At 67.3% G+C, this 26,901-nt stretch carries 27 protein-coding genes and 3 pseudogenes; 18 read left to right on the top strand and 12 right to left on the bottom strand.

What is annotated here, in order from left to right:
* The 5 genes from BTZ20_RS03085 to cycA form a co-directional block, all read right to left on the bottom strand.
* Positions 1–372 (bottom strand): DUF4259 domain-containing protein, encoded by a 372-nt coding sequence (locus BTZ20_RS03085; RefSeq protein WP_077040340.1) that lies wholly within the window; start codon positions 370–372, stop codon positions 1–3.
* Between the two features lie 115 nt (positions 373–487).
* Positions 488–1,117 (bottom strand): class I SAM-dependent methyltransferase, encoded by a 630-nt coding sequence (locus BTZ20_RS03080; RefSeq protein ID WP_189636574.1) that lies wholly within the window; start codon positions 1,115–1,117, stop codon positions 488–490.
* Positions 1,118–1,178: 61 nt separating this feature from the next.
* Positions 1,179–2,780, bottom strand: coding sequence for a hypothetical protein (locus tag BTZ20_RS03075; RefSeq protein WP_077040338.1), 1,602 nt, complete (start codon positions 2,778–2,780; stop codon positions 1,179–1,181).
* Between the two features lie 11 nt (positions 2,781–2,791).
* Positions 2,792–3,163 (bottom strand): DUF3955 domain-containing protein, encoded by a 372-nt coding sequence (locus BTZ20_RS03070; RefSeq protein WP_083742485.1) that lies wholly within the window; start codon positions 3,161–3,163, stop codon positions 2,792–2,794.
* Positions 3,164–3,232: 69 nt separating this feature from the next.
* On the bottom strand, positions 3,233–4,621 hold the full coding sequence (gene cycA, locus BTZ20_RS03065; RefSeq protein ID WP_411269138.1) for a D-serine/D-alanine/glycine transporter: 1,389 nt from the start codon (positions 4,619–4,621) through the stop codon (positions 3,233–3,235).
* An 808-nt stretch (positions 4,622–5,429) separates the two neighbouring features.
* Between cycA and BTZ20_RS03060 the strand changes: the two are divergent.
* The 8 genes and pseudogenes from BTZ20_RS03060 to BTZ20_RS26070 all read left to right on the top strand — a co-directional run bounded on the left by BTZ20_RS03060 (position 5,430) and on the right by BTZ20_RS26070 (position 11,706).
* Positions 5,430–6,685 (top strand): annotated as a pseudogene (locus BTZ20_RS03060) (NAD(P)/FAD-dependent oxidoreductase).
* A gap of 301 nt (positions 6,686–6,986) precedes the next feature.
* On the top strand, positions 6,987–8,654 hold the full coding sequence (locus tag BTZ20_RS03055) for a PucR family transcriptional regulator (RefSeq protein WP_077040335.1): 1,668 nt from the start codon (positions 6,987–6,989) through the stop codon (positions 8,652–8,654).
* A gap of 373 nt (positions 8,655–9,027) precedes the next feature.
* Positions 9,028–9,486 carry a RidA family protein gene (locus BTZ20_RS03050; protein ID WP_077043438.1) on the top strand — a complete coding sequence of 153 codons (459 nt, stop codon included), beginning with the start codon at positions 9,028–9,030 and terminating at the stop codon, positions 9,484–9,486.
* Positions 9,487–9,744: 258 nt separating this feature from the next.
* Complete coding sequence (locus BTZ20_RS03045) at positions 9,745–9,978, top strand: hypothetical protein (RefSeq protein WP_077043437.1); 234 nt, start codon at positions 9,745–9,747, stop codon at positions 9,976–9,978.
* A gap of 83 nt (positions 9,979–10,061) precedes the next feature.
* Positions 10,062–10,265, top strand: coding sequence for a WhiB family transcriptional regulator (locus BTZ20_RS29360; protein WP_223263599.1), 204 nt, complete (start codon positions 10,062–10,064; stop codon positions 10,263–10,265).
* Between the two features lie 6 nt (positions 10,266–10,271).
* Positions 10,272–11,024 (top strand): annotated as a pseudogene (gene alr / locus BTZ20_RS03035) (alanine racemase); the annotation flags it as partial.
* Positions 11,025–11,143: 119 nt separating this feature from the next.
* The gene (locus tag BTZ20_RS27590; RefSeq protein ID WP_223263598.1) at positions 11,144–11,494 is read left to right on the top strand and encodes an alanine racemase C-terminal domain-containing protein; all 351 of its coding nucleotides are present in this window, start codon (positions 11,144–11,146) and stop codon (positions 11,492–11,494) included.
* Complete coding sequence (locus tag BTZ20_RS26070; protein ID WP_083742483.1) at positions 11,491–11,706, top strand: hypothetical protein; 216 nt, start codon at positions 11,491–11,493, stop codon at positions 11,704–11,706. The genes BTZ20_RS27590 and BTZ20_RS26070 overlap by 4 nt, the downstream gene beginning before the upstream one ends.
* 46 nt (positions 11,707–11,752) lie before the next feature.
* Here BTZ20_RS26070 and BTZ20_RS03030 read toward each other — a convergent pair whose 3' ends face one another.
* The 4 genes and pseudogenes from BTZ20_RS03030 to BTZ20_RS03015 all read right to left on the bottom strand — a co-directional run bounded on the left by BTZ20_RS03030 (position 11,753) and on the right by BTZ20_RS03015 (position 14,802).
* A complete protein-coding gene (locus BTZ20_RS03030) occupies positions 11,753–12,781 on the bottom strand; it encodes a HEAT repeat domain-containing protein (protein WP_077040334.1) in 1,029 nt (342 codons plus the stop codon).
* A 14-nt stretch (positions 12,782–12,795) separates the two neighbouring features.
* Positions 12,796–13,461 carry a HEAT repeat domain-containing protein gene (locus BTZ20_RS03025; RefSeq protein ID WP_077040333.1) on the bottom strand — a complete coding sequence of 222 codons (666 nt, stop codon included), beginning with the start codon at positions 13,459–13,461 and terminating at the stop codon, positions 12,796–12,798.
* A 63-nt stretch (positions 13,462–13,524) separates the two neighbouring features.
* Positions 13,525–14,172 (bottom strand): vitamin K epoxide reductase family protein, encoded by a 648-nt coding sequence (locus BTZ20_RS03020; RefSeq protein ID WP_077040332.1) that lies wholly within the window; start codon positions 14,170–14,172, stop codon positions 13,525–13,527.
* Positions 14,147–14,802: pseudogene (locus BTZ20_RS03015) on the bottom strand (DsbA family protein). Before BTZ20_RS03015 ends, BTZ20_RS03020 begins: the two are co-directional and overlap by 26 nt.
* A 215-nt stretch (positions 14,803–15,017) precedes the next feature.
* Here BTZ20_RS03015 and BTZ20_RS03010 point away from each other — a divergent pair.
* A complete protein-coding gene (locus tag BTZ20_RS03010) occupies positions 15,018–15,641 on the top strand; it encodes a class I SAM-dependent methyltransferase (protein ID WP_077040331.1) in 624 nt (207 codons plus the stop codon).
* A gap of 28 nt (positions 15,642–15,669) precedes the next feature.
* On the opposite strand, the gene BTZ20_RS03005 is transcribed toward BTZ20_RS03010, so the two are convergent.
* The gene (locus BTZ20_RS03005) at positions 15,670–16,578 is read right to left on the bottom strand and encodes an oxygenase MpaB family protein (RefSeq protein ID WP_077040330.1); all 909 of its coding nucleotides are present in this window, start codon (positions 16,576–16,578) and stop codon (positions 15,670–15,672) included.
* Positions 16,579–16,668: 90 nt separating this feature from the next.
* On the opposite strand from BTZ20_RS03005, the gene BTZ20_RS03000 reads away from it, so the two are divergent.
* Positions 16,669–17,295: a TetR/AcrR family transcriptional regulator gene (locus BTZ20_RS03000; RefSeq protein WP_077040329.1), complete on the top strand. Its 627-nt coding sequence runs from the start codon at positions 16,669–16,671 to the stop codon at positions 17,293–17,295.
* Positions 17,296–17,355: 60 nt separating this feature from the next.
* On the opposite strand, the gene BTZ20_RS02995 is transcribed toward BTZ20_RS03000, so the two are convergent.
* Complete coding sequence (locus tag BTZ20_RS02995; protein WP_077040328.1) at positions 17,356–18,156, bottom strand: hypothetical protein; 801 nt, start codon at positions 18,154–18,156, stop codon at positions 17,356–17,358.
* A 272-nt stretch (positions 18,157–18,428) separates the two neighbouring features.
* Here BTZ20_RS02995 and BTZ20_RS02990 point away from each other — a divergent pair, with 272 nt between their 5' ends.
* The 6 genes from BTZ20_RS02990 (at position 18,429) to erm (ending at position 24,506) form a co-directional block, all read left to right on the top strand.
* On the top strand, positions 18,429–19,310 hold the full coding sequence (locus BTZ20_RS02990) for an STM4015 family protein (protein ID WP_189636573.1): 882 nt from the start codon (positions 18,429–18,431) through the stop codon (positions 19,308–19,310).
* The gene (locus tag BTZ20_RS02985; protein ID WP_077040327.1) at positions 19,307–20,401 is read left to right on the top strand and encodes an STM4014 family protein; all 1,095 of its coding nucleotides are present in this window, start codon (positions 19,307–19,309) and stop codon (positions 20,399–20,401) included. Before BTZ20_RS02990 ends, BTZ20_RS02985 begins: the two co-directional genes overlap by 4 nt.
* Positions 20,388–21,254 (top strand): STM4013/SEN3800 family hydrolase, encoded by an 867-nt coding sequence (locus BTZ20_RS02980; protein WP_077040326.1) that lies wholly within the window; start codon positions 20,388–20,390, stop codon positions 21,252–21,254. Before BTZ20_RS02985 ends, BTZ20_RS02980 begins: the two co-directional genes overlap by 14 nt.
* Positions 21,251–22,609 carry an STM4012 family radical SAM protein gene (locus BTZ20_RS02975; RefSeq protein ID WP_077040325.1) on the top strand — a complete coding sequence of 453 codons (1,359 nt, stop codon included), beginning with the start codon at positions 21,251–21,253 and terminating at the stop codon, positions 22,607–22,609. The genes BTZ20_RS02980 and BTZ20_RS02975 overlap by 4 nt, the downstream gene beginning before the upstream one ends.
* A gap of 1 nt (position 22,610) precedes the next feature.
* Complete coding sequence (locus BTZ20_RS02970; protein ID WP_317616072.1) at positions 22,611–23,474, top strand: STM4011 family radical SAM protein; 864 nt, start codon at positions 22,611–22,613, stop codon at positions 23,472–23,474.
* A 219-nt stretch (positions 23,475–23,693) separates the two neighbouring features.
* The gene (erm, locus tag BTZ20_RS02965; protein WP_077040324.1) at positions 23,694–24,506 is read left to right on the top strand and encodes an ErmE/ErmH/ErmO/ErmR family 23S rRNA (adenine(2058)-N(6))-methyltransferase; all 813 of its coding nucleotides are present in this window, start codon (positions 23,694–23,696) and stop codon (positions 24,504–24,506) included.
* A gap of 94 nt (positions 24,507–24,600) precedes the next feature.
* Here the strand turns inward: erm and BTZ20_RS02960 are convergent, their stop codons facing one another.
* Positions 24,601–25,326, bottom strand: a complete 726-nt coding sequence (locus BTZ20_RS02960) for a GbsR/MarR family transcriptional regulator (protein WP_077040323.1) — start codon at positions 25,324–25,326, stop codon at positions 24,601–24,603.
* Between the two features lie 278 nt (positions 25,327–25,604).
* On the opposite strand from BTZ20_RS02960, the gene BTZ20_RS02955 reads away from it, so the two are divergent.
* Positions 25,605–26,402 (top strand): alpha/beta fold hydrolase, encoded by a 798-nt coding sequence (locus BTZ20_RS02955; protein WP_077040322.1) that lies wholly within the window; start codon positions 25,605–25,607, stop codon positions 26,400–26,402.
* Positions 26,403–26,490: 88 nt separating this feature from the next.
* Positions 26,491–26,889, top strand: coding sequence for a hypothetical protein (locus BTZ20_RS02950; RefSeq protein ID WP_077040321.1), 399 nt, complete (start codon positions 26,491–26,493; stop codon positions 26,887–26,889).
* The last annotated feature ends 12 nt before the right edge of the window (positions 26,890–26,901 follow it).

Here is a 26,901-nt window from a genome sequence, read left to right as displayed (position 1 = left end):
TCATCCCTCACGCCGCGCCACCTCGGCCAGTTGGTCGAAGGTCCGCACGAGGACCTCGCGTCGCCGCTCCTTGTGGCCGGGCTTGGGCTCCAGCCCGTCGATCGCGCCGTCCCAGACGGCCAGGAACCGGTCCTTCCAGCCGGCGATGGTCTCCGGGTCGGGCAGGCTGACCCCGACGTAGGGCTGCTGCGCGATCAGGTGGAGCAGCTCCAGGTTGCACGGCACCGCGGCACCCCAGTATTCGTCCGGCTCGATCTCGACCGGGTCGCCGGACATCGCCTTGGCGACCTCGTCGACGAGCCGGCCGGTCAGGTCCGAGAGATGATCGGCGGCGGTGTCGTCGTCGAAATTGCCACTGCCCCAAGTCCCCATGGTGTCCGCGCCCTCCCGTGTCCGATTCTGGCCACATTGAAACAGACACCACCGACGTTCCGCCGATCGGCAGTGAGGCGGGATCGCTCCGACGTGGCCTTCGTCGATCGATCCCTCACCGGGTGCTCTGGCGGCGTGCGGTGATTGCGCCGTGAGGCCTGGCGCCGACCGCCGTACGGGTATGCGCCTCGATCACCTCGAAGCCGGCCGCGACCAACTCGCCGCTGAGTTCAGCAACCGGCCATCGATAACCAGTGGTCGCCGCGTGGTCGAATGGCCCTACGACTTCTCCCTCGAAGAAGCCCACCAACAACCCGCCCCCCGGCCGGATCACGCGCGCGAACTCGGCGAGCGGAGTCTGGATGTCCTGCGGACGGTGGTGAATGAGCGTGTACCAGGACAGCACGCCACCCAATGAATCCGTCGCGGCGTCCAACGCCTCGAAGCTGCCGACGTCGAACAAGAGGCTTGGATACTGCAACCGAGCTCGTTCAACGAACTCAGGAACCAGATCGATCCCGCTCACAGCCGACCCGCACTCGGCCAAGAAGTCAGTCCACTGCCCCGGCCCACACCCGGCGTCGAGTACGGGACCTGTCAGGGTGGCGGCCCAGCTGCTCACCAGGGCCCTATCGGACGGGTGTGTCGAAGTCATCGAGCCAAACAGATCCACGTACTCCTGGGACCTGGCCGAGTATGACTCTCGGACGATGGCGCCTGGCTGCGTGCTCGTGTTGGTCTCCATGCCGTCGATGATCGCCGATGGGGTGCCACGACCGCCGGCAACTTGCCGTGCGATCTGCCCTTCAGTCGTCCAGCGCTTCCTCGATGAGCGGTTCGAGAGCGCGATTGGCTTCGGGGGAAAGGCTTTCGGTCAGGGCGTCGACGGCGTCGATGACCTCGTCGCGTTCCAGGGTGTAGAGGAATTGATGCTTGCGGTTGAGGGTGGCGATCGTGTCGAGAAACTCGATGACCGCCGTGGTGACCGCTTCGGTGTGCGGGGGCTCGGCGCCGCCGGACGCGTCGCGGACCTGACGGAGCGCAGCGACGAAGGCGGTGCGGGCCTTCTTGGAGACCGCGCCGGGGATGCCGTCCCGCCCGTCCCAGTGGCGGAGCGGGTTCTCGAGGTTCTCGGCCAGCCACTCGGGTTTGCGAGCCTTGCGGACGGTGAGGGCGACCCGGGGCACCTTCCTGTACTGGGCGCGCACGCCGATGGCGACAGCGGCGGGGATGCTGTCGAGGTCGAGGCTTGTGAGGGACGGGAGCTCGTCGGGGCCCGGGAAGTCGGAGGGGTCGTAGCCGAACAGGTCGCAGATCCACAGCGTCGTCAGGTGCGGCAGCCTCCGCAGTTCGTCGAGTTCGTCGAGTAGTCCGGGGGCTCCGAACAAATGCAACCAGGAGACGTCCGGGAAATGCTCGGCGACGTCGCCGAGCTCGAGCTCCTCGATGACACTGATCCGCAGTCCGTGCGTGCGCTCCAGGCCGCACACGGGCGGCACGGTGCCGGTGAGGTTCACCGTGATCCAACGGCCGTCCTGCTCGGCAACCACCTGCAATATCGGCTCCGCTGTGGGCGCCTCCGCGCTCAGCTCGTCGACCAGCGCGTCAAGCGAGTCGAAGCTGTTGACCGCGCCGTCACCGCGCAGGATCAGCTGGTCGAGGCTCTGCGGGAGCACGAGCCGATGGAGTCCGGTGATGTCGATCGCGAGTTGGTCGAGGTGCGTGCCGGAGAAATCCAGTTCCCGTTGCCCGTGGCCCGTGAGGTTCAGTTCCTTCACCAGAGGTGAAGATTCCAGGAACGGCAGGAGGTCGTCGCGCCACGCGTGGAGCTCCACCTGGTAGAGGGTGGGCCAGGCGCGCAGCGATTCCAGGCGGAAGTCGTCGCCGATCCGGTAGCCGGCGTCGTCGCTGAATCGGCGGGAATGGGCCAGGCGGGCCTCGTACCGTTCACCGCTGCGCGAGTCCGTGAGGCCCGGTATCGAAGCCACTGCTTCGCCGTTGAGCGCGGCCGCGAACGCAGTCCTCGTCTCACTGGGAATCGAGTCCCAGCGGTACTGCCGCTCGACGTCGCGGTCGAACTCCCACGAGAAGTACGCGCGGGAGACGGTCTCGCCGGTCACGGGGAGCGAACCGATCCTGCGGTAGGAGTCGGGAACCGTGAGGGGGACATTCCTGAGCATCTCCTCCGGGGTCCAGAACATGTAGTCCCGCACCATCCGCGGCACGCCTGCCAGCCTGGTGACGTCCGGAACCTCGGTGCCCGTCCAGGCGAGGACCGCGACCGTCGCGAGATCCTGGGACTGGTCGACCGCGACGACCTGGCACGCTCCGAAGCGGCCGATCCGTTCGAGGCGGAAGGCGAAGACATCGCCGGGTCCGGCGACGAACGGGGATTCGGATGTGTTCACCGATGGGAACCCTAACCGGTAGCCGGCATGCGGTGGCCCAGCTGGCGACCCAACCGAGCCAGAACGGCTCCTGCCCCGGCAAGCATCAGCAGGTACCCGAGGGGCGCGAGCGCGAAGAACGGCTCGTGAAGTACGCCGTCCGGCCCCACCTCGCCAGGGTTGGCCACGTAGACCGTCAACGCGAGCACACCGATTCCGATCATCGCTGCACTGGCCGCCCAGGACCGTCGTCCTGATCTGGATGAGAAGACCTGTGCCACGGCATAGCCGAGGATGGCTGCGCAGGCGGCGATCACGACGAATCCGAACGCGGTGATGTCAAACATGTTGATGCCCTTCTCTTGTCGGCCCACCGGGTGGGCATTTCGTGTCTGCACCGACATGGTTGCTGTGGCGGACGTGTCCCGTCATCAGACTGGGGTATGACATCCATGCCTGGTGGAGCCGACGGATCACTGCTTGTCCGTTCCGTCCTGGAAGGCGGCCGCGCGGGCCATCTGCACGGGTCGACGGCGGACGATCGCCCATGCGACGCCCAGTACCGCAAACCACACGGGGGTGATCAGCAGCGCCTGGAGGGTGTCCTCCTTCTGGGTGAACGCCCAGATCAGGAATCCGAAGAAGGCCATCACGACGTAGCACATCGGGATGCCGCCGGGCATCTTGTACGTGGAGGCCTCGTGCAGGTGCGGGCGGCGCTTGCGGTAGACGATGTAGCTGATCAGGATGATCGTCCAGACGAAGATGAAGCAGAGTGAGGAGATGGTCGTCACGATGGTGAACGCCTCGATGAGCGAGCTTCCGACGGCGACCATGACAACACCGGCCAACAGGAACACCCCCGAGAGGTACAGGGCGTTGGCCGGGACTCGGCGGGTGGTGAGCTTGCCGAACGAGGCGGGTGCGTCACCCTGCTGGGCGAGGCCGTAGACCATTCGCGATGTCGAGTAGATACCCGAATTCGCCGACGACGCGGCGGAGGTGAGGACCACGAAGTTGATCACCGACGCGGCGATGCCGAGCCCTGCGAGAGTGAACATGGCCACGAACGGGCTGCGGTCGGCACTGATCTCCCGCCACGGGGTGACCGAGATGATCACGACGAGGGCGACCACGTAGAACAACATCACGCGGACCGGAATCGAGTTGATCGCCTTCGGCAGGTTCTTCTCCGGATCCTTGGCCTCGGCGGCGGTCGTGCCGACGAGTTCGATTCCGACGAACGCGAACGTCGCGATCTGGAAGCCGGCGACGAAGCCCATGAAGCCGGTCGGGAAGAACCCACCGTCATTCCACAGATTGGTGAAGGAGGCCTCCGCACCGCCGGGCGCGGTGAAGTGGCTGAAGACCATCGCGAGGCCGACCACGATGAGGCCGACGATCGCGACGATCTTGACCAACGCGAACCAGAACTCGGTTTCGCCGAACGCCTTCACGGTGGGCAGATTGAGGCCGATCAGCAGCGCTACCGAGACGAGGGCCGGGATCCACAACGGCAGCGAACCCGACCAGTAAGACACATATCCTGCGATTGCGATGACATCGGCGATGCCGGTGACGATCCAGCAGAACCAGTAGGTCCATCCGGTGAAGAAGCCGGCCCACGGTCCAAGCAGGTCCGCAGCGAAGTCTGCAAACGATTTGTAGTTTGTATTGGACAGCAGCAGCTCCCCCATCGCCCGCATGACGAAGAACAGCAGGCTGCCGATGATCATGTATACGAAGATCACCGATGGGCCGGCCAGGGAGATCGTCTTTCCGGACCCCATGAACAGGCCAGTGCCGATCGCCCCACCGATCGCGATCAGCTGGATGTGACGGTTGGACAATTGCCGGGACAGTCCCGGCTCGTGTGACTCATCGGCTGCGCCAGTAGGTGGCTCAGATGCGACTCTTGGCTTCGTGTACTCGGACACAAGATGCTCCTAGCTTGGGATGGGTGCTGCACAGCGACAGCTCTGGGCCCACGGCGGGGCCGAAACACGGCCCGACTCGACTGGTCGGATCGATCGCAGCTGGGATGTCGTGGGAGAGCCCGGGTACGCTTCCCAACTGCTCGGATGCCAAGGAACGGCCATGGTCCTCGACAACGCCGGCATTGCCCATCGCGATTTCTCCGGCATCTAGCCCGATGGAGAATGGTCGCAAGCCCTCACTGCGACTGAAGGATGTTCCGGCCCTTGGCCTCAGCGCCTCGCACCTGAGTCATGTGCCGCGGATCACACTGTAGGGCGGGCGGGGCTGTAGCGCAACGGTCGATTCAAATCGCGAGGTCACATCGATTCGTTGTGAACACACGGAGGTTGCGCCCAATTCCGGCCAAATTCACAGTGCAACAATGCCTTACGATACCAATGACGGCGCCATTCCTTCCACCCCAGCGACGGGTTCGGCAACCTCCCCACAGCGGACCGATTTGGCCACAGGCGGCCGAATCGGTGCAGTCGCGGCCCGCACCTTCATAGGCGCATCACCAAAGGGCGCATCGCGGCGCTGCCGTAGACCTCGATCGTGTCACCGCTGGTCAGGGGACTGATTGTGCTGTCGGCACTGACTGCAGGCGAAGTGTTGGAAGGACAGCACCGTGACTTACCGCACGACCCACTCGAAGATTGTGTGACGGCCACCACGTTCGAGGAGAGGTACTTCATGAGGCTCAGTTCCACGGCCCCACAACGCGTCGGCATCGTTGGTGCAGGAATGGTCGGGCTGTCGACAGCATGGTTCCTGCAGGAGCGGGGAATCGAGGTTACGGTCTTCGACCGCAAGGGAATTGCGGCCGGCGCATCGTGGGGGAATGCCGGGTGGATCACGCCCGGCATCAGCACTCCGCTACCCGAACCTGCGGTGCTCCGATACGGCATTCGCGCCATGCTCAGCCCGTCCTCGCCCGTCTATGTGCCACCTACGTTGAATCCTCGGTTGATTCGGTTCCTTGCATCGTTCGCCCGACACAGCACCGCCGCACGGTGGCGCGTGGCGATGGAGTCGTTGGTGGGAATCAACCGACATGCGTTGTCCGCGTTCGACGAACTCACGGACGGCGGCGTGACGGGGAGCGCATATGAGGCGAAGTCCTTTCTGGCTGCGTACCGGACGCCAGCGGAACGGGCCATCCTGCTCGAGGAGATCGAGCACATTCGGGCTGCCGGTCAGGGCATCGAATTCGACGTTCTGACCGGCGACGACGCGCGCGGAGTTGAGCCGTCACTGTCCGACGAGATCGGAGCCGCTATCCGGCTACACGGCCAGCGATTCATGAATCCCGGTGACTTCGTGAACAGTCTTGCGGAGGCGGTCCGCAAGCGCGGAGGCACGATCCACGAAGGCTACGATGTCTCTAGTGTCGTCGATGAAGTTGGCGCCGTTCGTGTTTCGAGTCCGATTGGCGACGTTAGGCGATTCGATGCCGTCGTCCTCGCGACCGGGACGTGGCTCGGCGACACCGCCCGCGACTTCGGCGTCGGGATTCCTGTACAGGCGGGACGCGGATACAGCTTCAGCGTCGCGATCGATCACGTTCCGGCCGGGCCCGTCTACTTCCCGGCACAGCGGGTGGCCTGCACCCCCTCGGAGACCGCCTCCGGGTCGCTGGAATGATGGAGTTCCGCGCCCCCGATGCTGCCCTGGATCGGCGGCGGATTGCCGCGATCGTGCGGGCCGCGCGGCCGTTGCTGCGTGGCGCTGACCTCGATGCGCGGCGCGACGAATGGGTGGGTTCACGACCGTGCACACCGGACGGACTGCCTGTGATCGGAGCGACCCGATCGCCGCGCGTGTTCGCGGCCGGCGGTCACGGCATGTGGGGGATCACCCTCGGGCCCGCGACGGGGCGTCTGCTTGCCGACACCATCACCACCGGGCGAATCGCGCCCGAGCTGGCACCGTTCAATCCCCTGCGATAAGTCGAGCGGCGGTTAATTACTAGGCACATGCCGTCGCCCTCGACGCGCCTTCCGGCTTGGCGATCTCCCGTGCCAGGCGTCAGGTCGTGTCGAGGTGACGGCACAATTCCGAGCTGAAACATGTGCCTGCGATCGGACCCCCGGTCCAGGAGCAGCGGTGTACGAGCGGACTACCGGCAGCGAGCCGCTGGGCACTACCGTAAGAACACCAGTTCGGCCGGCTGGGCTTCGATCATGACTTGCACCTTTGAGCGAATGAGAACAGGCCCAGCTGAGTTGCCTCCGGCACCGAGGAGTACCGATGATCCACATCAGTGCATTGATCGACTCTCTCGGCGGAGCCCTGCTTCGCCAGGTTGTCTCCGGTCACCGAGACCAGATCAGCGACGTCACCCTCTCTGGCGACCCGTCCTTCGAGCACTCCGGCGGCCTCGTCCTGGGACTCGGGATCGACAGCACGGCCGCCGCCGTCGACCTCCTGAATCGCTCAGACCGCACGGGCGCCGCTGCCGTGATCCTCAAGGCACCCCTCGCCGACGACCCGGACGTGGCCGGCCTCGCCACCGAACTGGGCATCGGACTGGTCGAGCTGCAGCCGCAGGCATCGTGGACACACCTGGTCTGGTTGACACGCAGCGTCCTCGATCACTCCACGACACTCGCGGGATCGGAGATTCAGCGTGATCCCAGCGGCTACGGCGAACTGTTCGCGTTCGCCGACGCTGCCGCCGCGATCGTCTCCGCACCCGTAACGATCGAGGACGCCGACTCGCGCGTACTCGCCTACTCCGAACTCCAGGACACCGCCGACCCCGCCCGCATCTCCACCATCGTCGGACGTCGCGTCCCTGACCGGATCATCAGCCACTTTCGCTCCCGCGGAACCTTCCGGCGACTTCAAAAGTCCGACGAACCGATCTGGGTCGATGCGGGCCCCGACGGCGTGCTGCCGCGCCTCATCATTCCTATCCGCGCCGGTCGCGAGCTGCTCGGCTCCATCTGGGCCGTGGACCCCGGACCCGTCCCCGACGACCAGGTACGCGAGCTGACCCGAACCGCTTCGGTGATCGCCCTGCACCTGCTGCGATTGCGCGCCCAATCTGGTTCCGCACGCCGCATGATGGCTGACCGCCTTCGCGCCGCCTTGCTCACACCCGACCACGAAACCGGCCTACGACTGCCTCCCGGCCCATGGCGGGTCGTCGCTTTGGCCGATACCGGTACCGATGAGCCGCCGGACTATCGGGTCGAACTGTGGGAGTCGGTCATGCGCCGGCACGGATGGACACAGCCACTCCTCACTGCCATAGACGGCGTTCCGATAGCCGTGGTCACAGAAAATGGGGCGCCGCGGGCCACGGGGAGCTGGGCATGGCTCCGTGGACTGGCCGCCGAGACCTCCTCGTACGACAGTAGCGTGGCGGTCCTCGCCGGAAGGCCCGCGCACACGACGAAGGATCTCCCCCGATCACGTACCGAGGCAACCGAACTCATTCATCTGGCCCGCACCGGGCGCGTAGCGTCTCCGGCGACGACCTTCGAAGAAGCCTGGCACGAAATCGTTCTCGCGAGAGCCCGAGCAGCTCTGCTCACGGGGAGAACGCCGCTCGGCGAGGGACCTGTCCAGACGCTGGTCGAGCACGATGCAGAGCGCGGAACCGAATACGTGACCACTCTGGCCACATTCCTCGCGCACTACGGCGAACCGAAGCGGGCCGCACACTCGCTCCATATCCATCCGAATACGTTGCGCTACAGAATGAAGCACATCACCGAACTCACCGGACTCGACCTGACTGAGACCCGACTCCGCCTTGCTATCGCAATCCATCTCACCTCAATCCTGGACGCCCGAAACGACACGAAAGCCAAGAAGGACCTCACAGCCGGGGACGTCACCGCTGGATCATCCGAAGATGGGGCGGTATCTGAAGGTCCGAGCGACCAGACGTCCGAGGACATACCGTAGCGGCTACGTGCCAGGAACCCCGGACGCAAAACGCAACGCGCGCTTCAGATCAGGCAGGGGCCCCACTGCTAGTACTGACCACAGTCGCCAGGTCCCGGACCAAAGCCCTTCTCATTGTTGAATCCGCACTAGATCTCCGCTGCGATTGGTGCCGATGGGACGATGCGATTCTGGGTGACGAGCAGCACAATTGACACATCGAACGACGGCAATGGGCGCTGAATGTTGAATCCAGCTCAGGCAGCGCACGTCCTTCGTCCGAAGGACCAATTCCCCTAAATAACAACAATACTCGAAGCAGGAGCAATGTATGTACGAGGACCTATCCGCCCCCGATACACCCCGCGACGCGAAGAGTGCCGCCCCTGCGCGCTTGACATCAGGAGCGGCGATCCTCAGCAAGTCCGGGTACACCCTGCCGGTAGCGTCGGCACCGATCGGTGCGTATGTGGCGGCCGTGCGGGCTGGCAATCTGGTCTATACCTCGGGACAGCTGCCGTTGGTTCAGGGAATGATCGAGCGGCCGGGAAAGGTTGGTCGAGACGTCTCAGTGACTGATGCGTCGCGGGCGGCGGAGACTTGCACACTGAATGCACTCGCTGCCATCGATGCGCTCGTTGGACTCGATGCCGTTGTGCGTGTTGTGAAGGTGGTCGGGTTCGTCGCGTCCGCGGACGATTTCACCGGCCAGCCAGCCGTAATCAACGGGGCCTCGAAACTATTGGTGAATGTCTTCGGTGACGCCGGGGCACATGCGCGCTCAGCTGTCGGCGTCGCGGAACTACCCTTGAATGCACCCGTCGAGGTCGAACTCGTCGTCGAGGTCGCCTGACCCGCACATCTCGCAGGTCGCCCGGACGATTCGTGCGACTCGTTGGCCGAGGTCGCGGAAGCCCCACGGGTACGCGGCCGCCGCCGTCTGACGCGCCGCACCCAGCCGAACGGCTATCCCCTACCGGCGCGCGTGACCCCGAGACGCACGCCCGATCGGGCCGCCTGCGGCCAGTCGGGCGGCCCGATCACCTGTCCGACACCGCCATCCGGACGCCATTCGCCGAATCGCTGGCATCACAAACCCATGGGAGGCACCATGACCGACAACGACCACCTCCTCGCATTCGCCCTGAAATGGAGGCATTGGGGAGGCGGTTCGGCAGGCGACATCCTGGTGGAGTTCGGCCTCACCCCGACCATGTACTTCCAGCGTCTCCGCCACTACCTGCACAGCGGCTCAGCCCCAAATCTGCCGGAACATGTAGTGCACCAACTCGATACCCTCTGCATCACTCGGCTGGCTCAGTCCGGACTCCGTCACAGCCACTGACGCGCAAACGCCACGATGTTACGATCGGTGCCGCAGCTCCCAGCCCCTGTCAGCGAAGAGTGGGACTGGCAACTCCGCGCACGATGCCGGAACATGGACACCAACCTGTTCTTCCCCGCGATGACGAGGGACGCGGAGCGCGAGCCCGCCGCGAACGCGCCGCGATGGCCGTCTGCGCTCGGTGCCCTGTCCTGCAGGCATGTCGGCTCCAGGCCTTCCGCGCCCGAGAACCGTTCGGAGTCTGGGGAGGCACCACCGAAGGTGACCGCACTCGATCTCGAGAGTAGGCAATCATGGTCCACGAGAACAGATCCCCTGCGATGCCGGCTGCGCCGCAAGCCTGCGCCGTCATCGACCTCGATGCCATCCGAGACAACGTCGCGGCACTCCTGTCGCGGGCCCGCACCTGCGAGGTGATGGCCGTCGTGAAGGCCGACGCCTATTCCCACGGACTGGTTCCGTCCGCCCGCGCCGCCCTGGCCGGCGGTGCAACCCGACTCGGGGTGGCGGTGCTCGGGGAGGCGTTCGCGCTGCGCAGCGCAGGTGTCACCGCACCGGTGCTCGCCTGGCTTGCGGTCCCCGGCGCCCCGTACCGACGGGCAATCGACGAGAGCATCGACCTGGCGGTACACACCATCGATCAGCTACATGAGATTTCCAGTGCAGTAGCAGTTTCCGGACACATTGCCCAGATTCACCTCAAGGTGGACACCGGGATGGGGCGTGGTGGTGCAGCCACCGACGACTGGCCCGGACTCGTCGAGCAGGCCCGAGCGCGTGAGCTCGATGGACTGGTGCGGGTCGCGGGCATCTGGTCGCATCTGGCCACCGCGGACGAACCTGGCGAACCCAGCATCGGGCGGCAGCTCATGGTGTTCGACGAGGCGCTGGAGGTGGCCGCGCGCGGCGGGGTGCGGCCCGACGTTCGGCACATCGCCAACTCGGCAGCGACGCTGTACCTGCCGGAGAGCCACTACGACATGGTGCGTCCCGGAATCGCGGTGTACGGCGTGGATCCACTTCCCACCGAACATCGTTCGCCCACTGTCGCGCTGCGCCCGGCGATGACGCTCGAGGCCCGCCTCGCTCAGGTCAAGCGAGTACCGGGGGCACCCCGGTTTCCTACGGCCACACGTACGCGACCTCCGACACCACCACCCTCGCCGTGGTGCCGCTCGGGTACGCGGACGGAGTGCCCCGTTCCGCGAGCGGAATCGGGCCCGTACATGCCCACGGACGGCGCTGCGCGGTGGCGGGGCGGGTGTGCATGGACCAGTTCGTCATCGACATCGGCAACGAGCCCGCCGTGGCGGGGGACGACGTCGTGCTGTTCGGCCCGGGCGACCACGGCGAACCCACAGCCACCGACTGGGCAGAGGCTGCCGGGACGATTGCCTACGAGATCCTCGCCCGGATCGGCGGCCGTGTCACGCGGATCTACACCGGATCGACGCCGATGGATGCACCGCCCCGGGAGCCGGCACCGCACGGCACCATGCCAAAGGAGGAGCGATGAAGATTCCGCTCTGGATCGGCGGCCCTGCTTTGATTTCGCTCGCGGCTGTAGATGCAGCACTCGAACTTCAGGCCCGGGTAGTGGGCTCGCTGACGCGAAGCCTGTTACGCGGCATGGGAACTGACATTGCTGAACCGTTGTCATACGAGGATGGCTCGGTCAGGATGGGTGGTCCTCACATGACAGGAGAATCAGGCCCCGCCCTCAGGTGATACAAGGAGCCCGAGCCGAAGCTACTGGGTGTCGAGTCGGCCTTCCCTAACATTCCGATTGTCGGCGGGATCCCCGTCCGCGGTCCTGCGTACTCACGATCGCTGCCGCGGTGGCGGCGATCGTCGGGTCACCGTCGTGGGTCAGCCGTACCAGGGCCTCCCGTGCCGCCGGGCCGGGAATCTCCGCAAGCGCCTGCGTGATCCGCAACCGCGTTGGCGCGTCGTCCGCGTTGTCGAGATTGCCCTGGAGGACCCCGACGACGTCGTCGGCCCGCGGCGAGATCTCCGCCAGCAGGCCCAACACCTCCGCCGCCTCGACATCGTTGTGCCCCGCCACGACCATGTCGAGGAGGGCCGGAATCGAGTCAGCGCTGCCCCGAGAACCGAGGGCGAGGGCCGCCCGTCCGCGGACCGTGGCGTCGGGATCATCGAGGGCTCCTCTCAGCAGTGCCGTTGCCTCCGCGGTGTGCACTGCCGTTATCGCGGCAATGGCACGGCGCCGGACGTCGACCTCCTCCGACTCGAGACCGGCGGCCAGGTCCGCGAGTCCCCGACCGGCGGCCCTCGCCAACGACCAACGCAGTGCCCCGGCCACATTGGGGTCGTCCTCGGACAGGGCTGCCTCGACCAGCGCTTCGACCGGCAGCGGGGCGCTTTCGTCGTGGGACAACACCGCTTGCTGACGGCGGGCCCCGGACTCCGATTCCAGCGCGCGCAACAGTGCGACGATGCGCAGGACATCGTCCCACTCCACAGGCGCGGCCGCGTCGACACGCTCGAGCTTCGCGAGCAGTTCCTCCTCCGCGGCAATCCGCCGGCGCGTGTGCCGGATGAGGTCACCCACCAGATCGGTCGGTGCGAAATCGGCCTCGTCCAGCGCACGCTTGGCGTCGTTCAACGACAGCCCCAGGGTTCGCAGGCTCTCGACGTGGAAGAGCCGTCGGATGTCGTCGGCGGAGTACTCGCGGTAGCCGCCCGAGGTGCGGCCCGTGGGTTGCACCAGCCCCAGCGAGTCGTAGTGACGCAGCATCCGCGTGCTGACACCGGAACGACGCGAGACCTCACCGATCAACATTCCCTCTCCTCCTCCTACGTGTCCGGACCGGCGACCGCGACGCGCTTCGCCATCTCGAGCGAGACGGTGAACCCGCTGTCGGGGTCGTGACAGAGCTGCTTCGTGGCCTCCGCATGCGCACGAATGCACGGATCGGAACTCGTCCCGGCCACGTCGAGAACCGGGAGCCCCGCCTCCCCGAGCCCCGCCAGCGCCCGGCTCAGACTGAGCTGCATCTGCCGGTCGCCCCGCCCGAGTTCGGTCGCGAGGTCGGCCGCGAGCGCGGCCTCGTCGCCGGGCGGAACGAGCGCCACGGCCGCCCGCCACGCGCTGCGCGCGACCTCGTCGTGCTCGTCGTGCAACAGTGCCGACACCGCGGGCCAAGCGAGCCGGTCCCCGATCTTGGACAGGGTGTGCAGCGCCTGACTGCGGGCCTGCGCGGTGTCGGACCCCAGCTCGTGGACCAGTCGCGGCACCGTGATCTCGGCGGGCAAGCGGCACAGCGCCCAGGTCAGCATGTCGCGGACGAAGAAGTCCGGTTCGACGGCGCACCGCGCGACGAGGGCCTCCGTCAGCTGGGGATCAGGGCGCGTGCCCGCAGCGAGCGCCGCCTTCAGCCGACCCGACGGGTCCGCGGCGGCCAGGGCGTCGACGAGATGGGCATTCGACCCACCATGGTTGGTTGTGTTCACGACAACCACCTCCTTCGTCGACCATTCGAGTCCTTGTCACTGTGTCAGGGTCAAGCGCTCACCGGCGAGCGGTCACAGGAGAGTGGACCAGTACGAGAAGAAGCGGTAGATCACCAGGGCAGCGACTGCGAGAAACCACACCGTCACGGGGACCAGGTGGTTCCCGCCCGCGGACACCGCTTCCGCGCGGATGGGTCGTGCGAAGGTGCCGTGGTGCAGGTTCCGGAGCGTGATGTACCAGAAGATCGGGACGGTCACGGTCCACACGACCATGCAGTACGGGCACAGGGCGCCGATCACGTAGAGACTCTGCGCGATCAGCCAGTGCACGAAGACGACCGCCACAGTCACGCCGAGTTGCAGGCCCAGCCAGTACCAGCGGGCGAAGCGGGCGCCGGCGAGCAACCCGGCGCCGGTGGCGGCGACAACCGCGAATCCGGCGATGCCGAGCAGTGAGTTCGGGAATCCGAGAACCGATGCCTGGTCTGTGGACATCACCGAGCCGCAGTTGAGCACCGGATTCAGGCTGCAGGACGGGATGTAGTTCGAATCGGTTGCCAGGGAGAACTTTTCCACGGTGAGCACGAAGGCGGCCGTCAGTCCGACGAGGCCGCCGATCAGCAGCAGCCAGGGCAGTGATCGATCGAACGGCACACTGTCCCCGGGCCGCGTTGCTGCCGCCGGGGTGGCGACGTCAGCCGAGAGCGGCGTCGAGCGCATCGGTGAGGTCCTGGAGTGCAGTGGGGTTCAATCGCTGCCCATCGAGGAAGAAGGTCGGGGTGCCCTGCACCCCGAGGGCTTCGCCGTCGGCGACGTCCGCGGCGATCCGCTCGGCGGTCGCCGGGTCGGAGTAGGCGGCGTCGAAGGCCGCCATGTCGAGCCCGAGGTCGACGGCGAATCCGCGGAAGACGTCGTCCTTCGGGATGCGCTGTTCCCCCACTCGGCCTGGGTCTCGTACATCCGCTGATACATCGGCTCGAACTTGCCCTGCTGCGCGGCGGCCTCCACCGCCCGCGCCGCTCTCTCGGCGTTGAAGTGGCCAGGCATCGGGAAGTAGCGCACAACGAAGCTCACCCGGTCGCCGTACTCGGCACGCAGCTCCTCGATCGCGGGATACACCGACCGACAGGCCTCACACTCGAAGTCGAGGAACTCCACGAACGTCACACTGCCCTCCGGCGCCGACGAGATCCGGTGGCTGTCCGGCCGAACCACCACCGCCGTGTTCGCTCCGGCATCCGAGGCGGACCCGTCGGCTCCGCTTCCGGACCGATTGATCAGCAGGATCGCCGCCACTCCCACAACGAAAACGACCACCAGAGCCAGGGAGATCCTCACTCCGCGACTCATGCGCTCGCCGCCGATACAGCAGGAGGTCCGGGCAAACAGGACAAAGAGGTCATGGCGACACGCTAGTGGATGTCGATATGGACACATCGACCCGAGCGGGCACGCCCGCACCCGGCCGCACGACCGTACGCAGGCACGGGCTGAACCGCGCAGTGCCCTGCGTGACCCGTGCGATGCTGGGACAGACGGGAATCGCGAGCGTTGGGGAGGCTGTCATGGGGTTCTACGAGGATCAGATCGTTCCGCGGCTGGTGAACAGCTCATGTGGGATGTCATTGACCGAACCGTCACGGGAACGGGTGTGCTCCGGCCTGCACGGTCGCGTGATCGAAATCGGGTTCGGGTCGGGTCTCAATGTCCCGTTCTACCCGGCCGCCGTCGAGTCCGTCAGCGCCGTCGAACCGGCGGACCTGGCCTGGAAACTGGCCGGCAAGCGACTCGCAACCTCCCCGGTCCGTGTCGAACGCTCCGGGCTGGACGGCCAGTCACTTCCCTTCCCCGACAACACCTTCGATACCGCCCTGTCGACCTGGACGATGTGCACGATCCCCGACGTCGACGCCGCGTTGCGCGAGGTGCGGCGGGTTCTGAAGCCGGGTGGCACCCTGCATTTCGTCGAACACGGCCGCGCCCCGCATGAGAAGGTCCGACGGTGGCAGCACCGCTTCGAACCGATCCAGAAGACAATTGCGGGCGGCTGCCACCTCACCCGCGACATCCCCGCTCTCGTGCGGGCATCCGGGTTCGAGATCCGCGATCTCGACACGTTCTACGAGAAGGGCGCCCCGAAGATCATGGGCGCCCTATCGCTCGGGGTCACCGAGCCTCTCCTGGATTGACCACCGCGAGGCCGAGCCCCGACCGCGATCACATGGGCCGGTGCACGAGCAACTCGGACAGACGCTGCTGCTCGCGCGCCGCCCGGCGGGCACGGAAGGCGATCGGGAAGTACCGCAGCCGCTCGGGCAGCAGCGGCACCACCCGCGCGATCACCCAGCCGAGCGCGCGCAGCCGGCGCTCGTCCGCCGGTGTCCACGCGATCCCGAGTTTGGCGCGCGCCTTCTCCGGCAGGGTCCCCACAGTGACGAAGCGCTGCACCTTGCCGGGGTAGTGCGCAGCAGCCCGCCACAGCGGGTGCAGCAACCGCGGCAGGTTCAGTGGCGGCGGGACGACCTCGAGGGTGTCGAGGAAGGCGAAGGCGGTCGGGTGCGCGACCAGGGTCTCATCGATGATCTGATCGAACCGCTCCAGGTACTCCCCATACGTCTGCGGGATCTCCTTCTCCGCGACGTAGAGGTTGCGCATGAGTTGGACGACCTCGGCGTAGACGGCCTCGGCATCCGCTCGCGTGTACGGGCGTCGCGCGAAGTACGTGGAGGTCGAGATGTAGGCGTACGGCGCGGTCAGGATGATCCAGGCCCACGGACCGGAGGCCAGCGCATGGTGCGCCGTGCCGTGCTCGTCCGTCGAGTTGAGGGTCTTGTGCATGACCCGCAGCCGATCCGCCTCGGCGAGCGCTTCCTCGCCCCCGTAGATCCAGGTCATCACCGAGGCGATGCTCCGCTGCGCCCGGCCCATCGCATCGGTGCGAAACGTCGAGTGCTCGGCGACGACCGTCCCCACCGTGGGATGCATCGTCTGCAGCAGGAAGGCGCTGCCCGCGGTCAGCGAGAAGGTGATCAGCCCGACGTCGTCCCACAGATGGGTGCCCGGCGTGAAGGGCCTGCGCTCCGGCCGCGCCCGGACAACATCGCCTTGGTTCGCGAGAACTGTCATCTGAAGTCTCCTCGTGTACGTGTGGATTCGAGGCCAGCTAACGTGACGATGGCGGACGCATATAAGTCGCATAATTGGAGGGGGTAGCCGGTGGCCACGGCCAGGCAGTCCAACCAGCGGAAACGACCGCAGCAGGCCCGCTCGATCGCGACCGAGAGCGGCCTTCTCGACGCCGCCGGTCAGGTTTTGGCAGAGCACGGGTACATCGGATGCTCGACCAATCGGATCGCCGACCGGGCCGGGGTGAGCAAGGGCTCGCTCTACCAGTACTTCGCCGACAAGGACGAGGTGCTGACCGCGCTCGCCGAGCGGATGGCCGCCGAGATCAACCAGGATGTCGGCGATGCGATCGACCGCGGACTGGGCGACGACTGGCAGAGCCTCGGGGAGGCGGTGCTGTCGGCGACCTTCGAGGCCCTCGAGAACCGCGGGCCGATGCTGCGACCGCTGCTCATGGAGGCCCCGCACATCAAGGTCATGGACATGATCAGCGAGGTCGTCACGCGCGCCCAGGACGTCGGCCGCACCTACATCGCCCTCAACCCGGACCAGTTCCGACCGGATCTCGACGTGGAGGCCTACCTCTATGTGCTCATTGCGGCGCTGAAATCGGTTCTCACCGAACACATAACGCAGACCACCGCGCTACCCCGTCAGCGACTCGCCAAGGCGCTCATGACGGTGACCGCGCGAAGCCTCACCCCCGACTCGAGGTGAGGCCCGCGTCTCAACTACCGAACGGCGGTACGCCCATCTGATGGCGCGGACAGAGCGAAGTCAACCGTTTCGCTGTTCCGCACCGGCAGGCGACCGCACCGGGATCAGCGGCGGCCACGGCCAGTGCTGGCCGAGGCGGCCCCGCACATGCAGGAAGCCGAGGCCGAGGACGAGCCCGAAGATCAGATGCCCGATCAGCGACAGCGTGATCGTCGTCGGCGTGAGCGGAAACATGTCATCTTGCCCGTGCGGCGACAAGGCGACCGTTCCGATGAGCCCGGACCATACGGGGAACACCGCGAACGCGACGAACGCGAGGAGGACGGTGCGGCGTGATCGATGTTGGAGGCCGAGGGCCAGGGCGATGAGGAAGAAGGCGATCCCGATGCCGCCGCCGTCGCCGAGGTAGCGCCACAGGTAGCCGACGATCGCGCCGGTGCGGGCGTCGGTTCCGGTGTGGAGCCACGTACCCATCTTCGGGATGAAGTCGCCCCAGAGGCCGAGCAGGTACACGGTGTCGAGGCGGAAGACGTCATAGACCAGACACGCGAACATCCCCCAGCCGAGGCCATGGCCGACGATGCGGTCGATCGGGTGCGGAGCGAACACGCACAACACGATGAGGGTGGCCGCGAGCGGAATGATCAGCAGCGGTCCGGTGGCATTCATCGACACGACGCCGAAGACGTGCGCCGAGATCGCGAGCAGCGGTAGGGACGCGAGCAGCAGGTACATGCCGATCCGGGCGAAGGTCCAGTGGTGCCGGACCGCCTTCCTGACGGAGTCGACAGCGGGCAGGGCTGCGCCCGGCGGGCTGTGTTCGTGCACGTCGGGGGTGGTCGTACCGAAGATGCGGGGCATGGCGGCGGGTTCCTTTCGGCCGTGGCTCTCTCAACGAGTGGTCGATTTCCGAGATCCCAGCGTCCGTCGAATACCCGGCCTGCGAATAGTGCCCCGAGGGGTGGTGATCGCCCACCCCGCGTCGACCCGGCGGGTTCATCGCGACCTTCGCAAGTCGGGCATAATCCCCGTCGACCCCACCCGAGACCAGGAGCGCCCCAGGTGATCAGCGAGCTGCAGAACGAGGTCCACGGCCTTCCCGTCGTGGAGTTCCCCATCGACACCGCCCCACCGTGCCCACGCAGGGCCCGGTCGCCTGGCGAATCTCCGTCCCCACGTACGAACCGCCCTTCGAGTGGCCGGAGGCCTTCGCGAAGTTCCGTGCCGCGGTCGATCCGTCGACCGTGCAGGCGATCGTCGTCGGCGGCTGGTCCGATCCGTACGAAGACGACCACAGTTCAGCTCATGTGGTGGAGGCTCTCACCGCGGCAGCAGGCGAACTGCCCGCGTTGCGGTCGCTGTTCATCGGGGACATGACCTCCGAGGACTGCGAGATCTCGTGGATCGTGCAGTCGGACGTCACCGCCCTGCTGACGGCCTTTCCTCGGCTGGAGCACCTGGGGGTGCGCGGCGGCAACCAACTGGTGCTGAACCCGGTCCGTCACGAGAACCTGCGCAGCCTGGTGATCGAGACGGGCGGCCTCCCCGCCGACGTCGTCCGGGCAGTGGCCGCTTCGGATCTACCGAGCCTGACCGAGCTGGAATTGTGGTTGGGCACAGAGGAATACGGTGCGGATTCGACCGTCGACGACCTCGCCCCGATCCTTGCCGGCGCGAAGTTCCCACGGTTGACCCGCCTCGCACTCTCGAACAGTGACCAACAGGACGCGATCGCGGCCGCCGTCTCGACGGCACCGATCCTCCCGCAGCTGCGTGCCCTGGATCTGTCCAAGGGTGTGCTGCTGGACGCGGGCGCCGAGGCGCTGCTCACCGGGCAGTCGCTCACCCACCTCGAATCGCTCGACCTGCACCACAACTACCTCAGCGACGGTATGCGGGAACGTTTTCGGGCGGCACTCCAGCCGTCGGGTGTGGAACTGAACCTCGAAGCCGAGGACGCCGACGAGGACGAATACGACGGAACGATCTACCGGTCGGTCGCGGTTAGCGAATGACCCCTCTCCGCCTGGCGGTCGTGGGCAACCCGGAGAACCGACGCGTCACGATGCTGCAGGATGCCGCGGCCCGCAACGGCATTCCCGCCCCGCGGGTGGTGTCCTGGCGCGAGGTGCTCGCCGAGCGCGGGGCGCGGTTCGACCCCGACGAGTTGGTGCGCCTCGACTCGCCCGGCGAAGACCCCGAAGTGGACGGGCTGCTTCGTGGAGCCGGAGACCCGACCCGCATCGCAGGCGGCCCACGCTGGTACGCGTCGCTGCTCGCCGCGGTCGGAACGCTGCGCGGCGGGCGGCATCTGACGGATCCACAGGATCTGGCCGTGCTGTTCGACAAGCGACAGTGCCACGCGGTCCTCGCGGCCGGGGGCGTCCCGGTACCGCCCTCCCCCACCTCGGGCGGCGACGCACCGCTGCCGCGGGATTGGCCGGAGGTGCGCGAGTTGGCCGCGGCCACCGGGTTGCGACGGTTCTTCGTCAAACCCGCGCACGGATCCTCCGCGGCCGGGGTGGTCGCGGTGGAGACCGCGCCCGGTGGCCGGGTGCAGGCCCGCAGCAGCGCGGAGCTCACCACGGACGGTGTCTACAACTCGCTGCGCGTCCGCCGACTCACGGGAGAAGCAGAGGTCGGCGCCCTGGTCGACGCAGTAGCCGGCGAGCACCTGCACATCGAGGCGTGGTTGCCGAAGCCGTCATGGCGGGGCCGCGCCGCCGACCTGCGGATAGTGGTGGTCGCCGGGCGGGCGACCCACGCGGTGCTCCGCACCAGCGCCCACCCCATGACCAACCTGCACCTCGGCGGGCAGCGCGGCGACCTGGACACCGCGCGAGCGGGTTTCGACTCCGCGGGATACGGCTGGGACAACGCGCTCGCCGTTGCGGAACGTGCCGCCGCCCGGTTCCCACACACCCTGTGCGTCGGAGTGGACCTGCTGCCCTCCGCGAACTGGCGCGGCGCCGCGGTCGGTGAGGTGAACGCCTTCGGTGACCTGCTCCCAGGCCTGAGCGGGCTCCCGGGCCGCGCCGACGGCCTCGACACCTACGCGACGCAACTGGCCGCGATCGAGGGATGGACCGACCATGTCGCGGCCTGACGGGGCGGCCGCCGCGCAGCCGGAATCGACTGCGGCACAGCCGGACATGATCACGGTCGTGGGCTCCGACGACATCCTGCTGGTCACGCTCGACACCCTGCGCTACGACGTGGCGTGCGAGCTCGCTGCCGCAGGGCGGATCCCGAACCTGGCGGAACATCTGCCCGGCGGCCGGTGGGAGGAACGCCATGCCCCCGGCAGCTTCACCTACGCCTCGCACCAGGCGATGTTCGCCGGATTCCTCCCCACCCCGGTCGGGCAGGGGCCGCACCCGCGGCTGTTCGCGGCCGAATTCGCCGGGAGCGAGTCCACTGCCAACGGGACCTTCGTGTTCGCGGAGTCGAATCTGGCCGCCGGCCTCGCCGCCGCCGGCTACCGCACGGTGTGCATCGGCGGTGTCGGCTTCTTCAACCGCCGCGGCGCGCTGGGCTCGGTGCTGCCCGACATGTTCGACGAGGCGCACTGGTCTCCCGAGCTGGGCGTGACGTCGCCCACCTCGTTCGAGGCGCAGGTGGACCTGGCCGCGCAGGTGGTGGCCGGACTTCCCGCCGAGCGCCGCCTGTTCCTGTTCGTCAACGTCTCGGCGCTGCACCAGCCGAACTGGTTCTTCACGGAGGGAGCCTGCGCGGAGCACGGGGACACCCGGGCGACGCACGCGGCGGCGCTGGAGTACGTGGATCGGCACATCGGGCGGCTGTTCGCCGCCATGTCCAGCAGGCGCCGGTGCCTCGCGATCGTGTGCTCCGACCACGGCACCACGTACGGCGAGGACGGGTACACCGGGCACCGGCTGGGTCATCCCGCGGTGTGGACGGTGCCCTACGCCCATTTCTTCCTCGAGGGACCACGATGACCGCCGTCGACCTACCCCTGCCGACCGGCGTGGCTCCGGCGGGATACGTTCCGCCGTACCAGAACTACGTGTACGCGTACCCGCACAAGACCGCGTACCGGACGCTGCACCCGCGCCCTGCCCTGACCGACCTGTGGGCGGGCGAACCGCAGGACGCACTGTCGCTGTATCTGCATGTGCCGTTCTGCGAGGTGCGGTGCGGCTTCTGCAACCTCTTCACCCGCGTCGGCGCGCCGGACGCGCTGACCACCCGATACCTGGACGCTCTGGAGCGGCAGGCCGAGGCGGTGCGCGAGGCCCTGGCGCCGTCGGCCCGGTTCGCGACCGCGGCGTTCGGTGGCGGAACCCCCACCTACCTGACCGCGGCGGAACTGAACCGGCTGTGCGACATCGCCGAGAGCATGGGCGCCGACCTGCGGGCCGTCCCCCTGTCCGTGGAGGCGTCCCCGGCCACGGCCACCGCCGACCGGCTCGCGGTGCTGGCCGAGCGCGGCACCACCCGGCTCAGCCTCGGGGTCCAGAGCTTCGACGACACCGATGCCAGGGCGGCGGTCCGGCCGCAACGACGCGCGGACGTCGAGGCCGCCCTGCAGCGCATCCGAGACGCCGCCATCGAGGTCCTGAACATCGATCTGATCTACGGGATCGACGGCCAGACAACGGAATCCTGGATCGCCTCCCTCGACGCCGCACTGGCCTGGCGCCCGGAGGAGTTGTACCTGTACCCGCTGTACGTGCGGCCGCTGACGGGTCTGGCCCGCCGCGGCGGCGGCCCCGACCGCGAATGGGACGCCCGCCGACTGGACCTCTACCGGCGCGGCCGCGATCATCTGATCGCGTCGGGCTACATCCAGGAGTCGATGCGCATGTTCCGCCGCGCCGACGCACCCGATCTCGGTCCGAACGACTACGCCTGTCAGACCGACGGCATGATCGGACTCGGCTGTGGCGCAAGGTCGTACACCCGAGAACTGCACTACTCCTTCGACTACGCGGTCGACGCGACCGAGGTGCGGGCCATCATCGACGACTACGTCGCGGGCACCATCGAGGACTTCCGGCGCGCCGCGGTGGGCCACGCGATGACCGGAGACGAGGCCCGACGCCGACACCTGCTGCAATCCGTCCTGCAGGCAATGGGAATGCCGTTGGCGGACTATCGTTCTCGGTTCGGCGCCGACCCGCACGAGCATTTCGGCGACGAGCTGAGCCGGTGGACGGAGCGCGGATGGCTTCTCTCCGACGGTGACCGACTGCGGCTGACCGCACTGGGCCTGGCGTACTCCGACGCCCTCGGACCGGAGCTGTTCTCACCGGAGGTGCGGGCCGCGATGGCCAAGTACGAGGGCCGCTGACGTGCTGACCATCCTGTACCGAGGCCCCTGGCGTCCTGCGACTACGACTGCCCGTACTGCCCGTTCGCCAAACGCCGGGACACCCCGAGCAGCTGCGCGCCGACCGGGCCGCGCTGGAACGCTTCTGCGCGTGGGTGGCGGATCAGGATCAGGAGCTGTCGATCCTGTTCACGCCGTGGGGCGAAGGCCTGGTTCGATCCTGGTACCGGCGGGCCCTGGTGACGCTGTCTCAGCTCCCCGGGTTCGCAGGGTGGCGATCCAGACCAACCTCAGCTGCCGCACCGGCTGGCTCGACGACGCCGACCGCGACGCGGTCGCGCTGTGGTGCACCTACCACCCCGGCCAGACGCCACACGACCGGTTCCTGACCAAGACCACCGAGCTGACCGCGCTCGGAGTGCGCTTCAGCGTTGGCGTCGTCGGACTGCCGGAGCACCTGGAGGCGGCCCGTCGGCTGCGCGCCGAGCTGCCCGATTCGGTATACCTGTGGGTCAACGCCGCCGAGGGGCACGAGTACACCGACGCCGACGCGGCCGGCTGGATCGGGATCGACCCGCTCTTCGAGTTCAGCCAGCGGCCGCATCGCACGAGAGGGCGCGGCTGTCGTACCGGGGACTCGGTGGTGTCCGTCGACGGTGCCGGCACCGTCCGGCGCTGTCATTTCGTCCCCGAGGTGCTGGGCAACCTCTACGACGACTCCTTCCGGGACGCGTTGCGGCCGCGACCCTGCCCGCTGGACGTGTGCGACTGCCACATCGGCTATGTGCATGCCGAACAGCTTCCGTTGTACGACGTCTTCGCGGGCGGTGTGCTGGAACGGATCCCGGCTGAGCCGGTGTGGCTACCGCTCCCCGCACGGCGATAGAACAACCTGGAACTCATCCGATCTGCGTCCCACGGCAGCCCAATTAATTGCGTTGCCGCGAGAGGGACAACTCCGTAGGTTCTGTCGCATGCATTGCCTCCACTTCATCCGCATCCGCCACAGCCGGGCTCTGGCCCGCTAGCGGACTCCCGGTCGCGCTGGCGCGCCCAGGGCCCTTCGAGACCTTCTTTCACTCGAGGACCCGGAAGGGCAGCAGCTGTGGCGTCACAGTCATTCGCACACGGAAACTACTCACACACGCAGAAGAAGGCTCGGGCCAAGGGCGGTCGCACGCCGAGAGACCGAGCCAGGCGGGAGCTCTCGCAGAACTTCCTGACCGACCGGCACGCCGTCGACCTGGTGGTCAAGGCGGCCAGACCGGCGGGACTGATCCTGGAACCCGGTTCCGGCAAGGGCGCGCTCACCGTCGCCCTTGCCGGAATCGGAGCCGAGGTCGTCGGCTACGAGATCGACCCGCTGCTGGCCGTCATGCTCAAGGCCAGGACCGGTCTCAAGGTCGTCACTGGCGACTTCACCGCCGCCCGGCCGCCGCGCGAGGCGTTCGCGGTGGTCGGCAACATCCCGTTCTCGATCACGTCGAGGATCGTCGACTGGTGCCTGCGGGCCCCGTCGCTGACATCGGCGACACTGGTCACCCAATTGGAGTACGCGCGCAAGCGGTCCGGCGACTACGGCCGCTGGAGCCTGGTCACGGTGCAGAGCTGGCCGTGGTTCACCTGGGAGTTGCTCGGACGGATCGACAGGGAGAGCTTCAGGCCGGTGCCCTCGGTCGACTCGGCGATCCTCCGGATCGAGCGACGGCCCGAGCCTCTGTTGGCCGAGGGCCCCGCCTACCGGGACATGGTGGAGCTGGGCTTCTCGGGCGTCGGCGGCTCGTTGCACGCGTCGTTGTCCACGCGGCACCGAGGGGTGGATGATGCCTTCGCGCAGGCGGGCATCCCCCACGACACTGTGGTGGCGTTCGTCCATCCGGACCAGTGGATCGCGCTTGCCGACCTGTTGCTCCGCTGAGCGGACACACCCGGGCATCGAGCCCAACGATGCCCGGGTGTTCCGCCTCCGCTTGAGTTGGGGCGTCCGCGCGGTCACCACGAGCGAGGGAAAGCTACTCTCGCCCGGCGCTGCGGGCGGCAAGGCGCTGCCGCCACTGCTCCATGGCCTGCCGGAGGGCCTCGCTCACAAGGAGAGTCAGTTCGGCGGAGGATTCAAAGCGGGCGCCCGCCGGGGTCGTGGGCCCGAGGATCTCGGCTGCACGCTGCGATGCGGCCGCCAGCGCGACGCTCATCTGCACAGCGGCGAGGAGGTTCCGGAGCCCGATCTCGTCGTCGATGACGTAGCGTTCGCGACGCCCGCCGGGAACCAGCTCCCGCCGGAGCATTCCCTGCTGTTCGAGGAATGCGACGGCGTGTGAGACGGACGCGGGGCTGACGCGAAGCCGCTCGACCAGGTCTGCGGCGGTGAGAGCGCCGGAGTCGGTGATCTGCAGGCATGCCAGCACCCTGGCCTCCATCCGGGGCAGACCCTGCTGGATCAGCAGTTCGGTGAAGGATTCTGCGACTTCCTGGACCGCTTTGGGGTCGCGCCCGTGGCCGCTGTCGGGGATCGGCGGTGCGGGAGGCTGAGCCTGCTTGTGCCTGCGCGCCCGCTGGCGGGTGGCCTTGTGCGCCCGGTCCGCGCGGTAATCGTCGGGTCCACCGTTGCGGGTTACCTCCCGCATGATGGTCGAGGCGGGCCGCTCCAGACGGCGGCCGATTTCTGCGTATCCGAGCCCCTTGGCCAGCCCCGCCGCTATGTGCTGACGGTCCTCATTGGTGAGTCTGCCTCCGGGCATCGGTGCCGGTCTCCTCCGTGTCGACATGCGCTGAGCGCGGCGCCCGCACCCGCCCCAGTATGCATTCAGCCCCAGCCCATTGCAAAGATCAAGGCAAACCACCCTTTGCGTTCACCGTCACATTCATTGCAATGGATACTCACCAAACCCAACTGAACTGCCTAAACAATCCGAATCCGTTTGTTGACGAATTTATAAACGCAACGTACTGTCTCAATCGTTCAGAGATTCCCGAACATCGACGGGGTGCCGGTGGCGCCGCAAGGAGGATGAGAAGAATGACTGTTGCGAACTCGACCACTTCGAGCTGGACCGGCATGGTTTCCGTCGACGACACGGCGCTGGCCGTGACCGACACCGGTGGGCCAGGCACTCCCATCGTCTATCTGAACGGTGCCTACGCCGACCAGTCGCACTGGCGGCGCGTGATTGCCGACCTCGGCCCCGGCTACCGGCACATCACCTTCGACGAACGGGCCCGTGGCAAGTCGAAGCAGTCGGCGGACTACTCCTTCGAGGCGTGCCTCCGGGATGTCGACGCGATCCTCGCGGCGCGTGGGGTGGAGCGACCGATTCTGGTGGGCTGGTCCTACGGTGCGACACTCGCCGCGCACTGGGCCGAACGCAATCCCGAGCGCGCCGCAGGCGTGGTGTGCGTGGACGGCGCCATGCCCTACGGCCTGACCGGCGAGGAAGGCCAGGAGCGGATCCGGAAGCTGTTCCGCAAGATGCGGTTCTTCCTGCCGCTGGCGCGCCCATTCGGTATGGCCGCGAGGATGACGGCGGACCAGCACGCCGAGGTCAACATCGAGATCAACGAGATCGTCGACGCCATCGCCCCGGTCCTCGACCGCGTGACCTGCCCAGTGCGGTACGTGCTGGCCACGGGTTCCAACTTCGGCGGAGGCGAGGAGGAGATGGAAGCGGTGCGGGCCTCACTCGATCCCGTGCTCGACCGGAACCCGAACATCCAGGTCAGCGCGAAGGTCGCGAGCAACCACTCCCACATTCTCCGGAAGGACTTCCGGGCCGTCGCCGATGCTGCCCGTGCGACGGCGGCCGACCAGGCGGGCTGATCGGTCCGTCAGCGGACGGGCTCAACACTTTCCACCATCGTCTAGTCAATTCATTTTCACCACAACAGATTCGAAGGAGCACACAACCATGCCCACCACCCTCACCGACCAGGACAAGATCACCCTGCGGACCGCCGCCTACGGCGCCGTGTCGCTGCTGGCCGCCGCCGGTCGCTCGCCCCACAAGATCGCCACCAACGGCACCATCGCCCTTTCCTCCGCGACCGGCCTCGTCGGGCGCGTGCTCGCCGAGAAGTCCTCGATCAAGGACCTGAACGGCAAGTCCGTAGCCGAACTCGCCGACCATGTGCTCCCGGCGCTGACGGCGGCCATGAGCCTGCTCGAGAAGCAGGCTCCGGCCGAGGCAGAGAACTTCCGCAGCACCATCAACGTCACCATCGATGCCGCCCAGATCCATCAGGGCGAGCCCAGCCCCACCATGACCGAGATGGCCCGCAAGATCACCGGTGCCCTCGACGCCGCCTGATCGGATGCAGAC

The organism is Rhodococcus sp. MTM3W5.2, from assembly GCF_001984015.1.
GTDB lineage: Bacteria > Actinomycetota > Actinomycetes > Mycobacteriales > Mycobacteriaceae > Rhodococcus_G > Rhodococcus_G oryzae.
The sequence above is the reverse complement of the archived record's forward strand: the minus strand, read 5'-3'. Positions and strand labels throughout refer to the sequence as shown.

Bases quoted from the DNA above. Each gene is read 5' to 3' on its own strand.
- BTZ20_RS03005 (WP_077040330.1), bottom strand. From the start codon at position 16,578: ATGACAGTTCTCGCGAACCAAGGCGATGTTGTCCGGGCGCGGCCGGAG.
- BTZ20_RS03055 (WP_077040335.1), top strand. From the start codon at position 6,987: ATGATCCACATCAGTGCATTGATCGACTCTCTCGGCGGAGCCCTGCTT.
- BTZ20_RS02960 (WP_077040323.1), bottom strand. From the start codon at position 25,326: ATGCCCGGAGGCAGACTCACCAATGAGGACCGTCAGCACATAGCGGCG.
- BTZ20_RS02980 (WP_077040326.1), top strand. From the start codon at position 20,388: ATGTCGCGGCCTGACGGGGCGGCCGCCGCGCAGCCGGAATCGACTGCG.
- BTZ20_RS26070 (WP_083742483.1), top strand. From the start codon at position 11,491: ATGAAGATTCCGCTCTGGATCGGCGGCCCTGCTTTGATTTCGCTCGCG.
- BTZ20_RS29360 (WP_223263599.1), top strand. From the start codon at position 10,062: ATGCCGGAACATGGACACCAACCTGTTCTTCCCCGCGATGACGAGGGA.
- BTZ20_RS03010 (WP_077040331.1), top strand. From the start codon at position 15,018: ATGGGGTTCTACGAGGATCAGATCGTTCCGCGGCTGGTGAACAGCTCA.
- BTZ20_RS03030 (WP_077040334.1), bottom strand. From the start codon at position 12,781: ATGTTGATCGGTGAGGTCTCGCGTCGTTCCGGTGTCAGCACGCGGATG.
- BTZ20_RS03045 (WP_077043437.1), top strand. From the start codon at position 9,745: ATGACCGACAACGACCACCTCCTCGCATTCGCCCTGAAATGGAGGCAT.
- BTZ20_RS03070 (WP_083742485.1), bottom strand. From the start codon at position 3,163: ATGTCGGTGCAGACACGAAATGCCCACCCGGTGGGCCGACAAGAGAAG.
- BTZ20_RS03080 (WP_189636574.1), bottom strand. From the start codon at position 1,117: ATGGAGACCAACACGAGCACGCAGCCAGGCGCCATCGTCCGAGAGTCA.
- BTZ20_RS02955 (WP_077040322.1), top strand. From the start codon at position 25,605: ATGACTGTTGCGAACTCGACCACTTCGAGCTGGACCGGCATGGTTTCC.
- BTZ20_RS02995 (WP_077040328.1), bottom strand. From the start codon at position 18,156: ATGCCCCGCATCTTCGGTACGACCACCCCCGACGTGCACGAACACAGC.
- BTZ20_RS02975 (WP_077040325.1), top strand. From the start codon at position 21,251: ATGACCGCCGTCGACCTACCCCTGCCGACCGGCGTGGCTCCGGCGGGA.
- BTZ20_RS02950 (WP_077040321.1), top strand. From the start codon at position 26,491: ATGCCCACCACCCTCACCGACCAGGACAAGATCACCCTGCGGACCGCC.
- BTZ20_RS03085 (WP_077040340.1), bottom strand. From the start codon at position 372: ATGGGGACTTGGGGCAGTGGCAATTTCGACGACGACACCGCCGCCGAT.
- BTZ20_RS03020 (WP_077040332.1), bottom strand. From the start codon at position 14,172: ATGCGCTCGACGCCGCTCTCGGCTGACGTCGCCACCCCGGCGGCAGCA.
- BTZ20_RS02985 (WP_077040327.1), top strand. From the start codon at position 19,307: ATGACCCCTCTCCGCCTGGCGGTCGTGGGCAACCCGGAGAACCGACGC.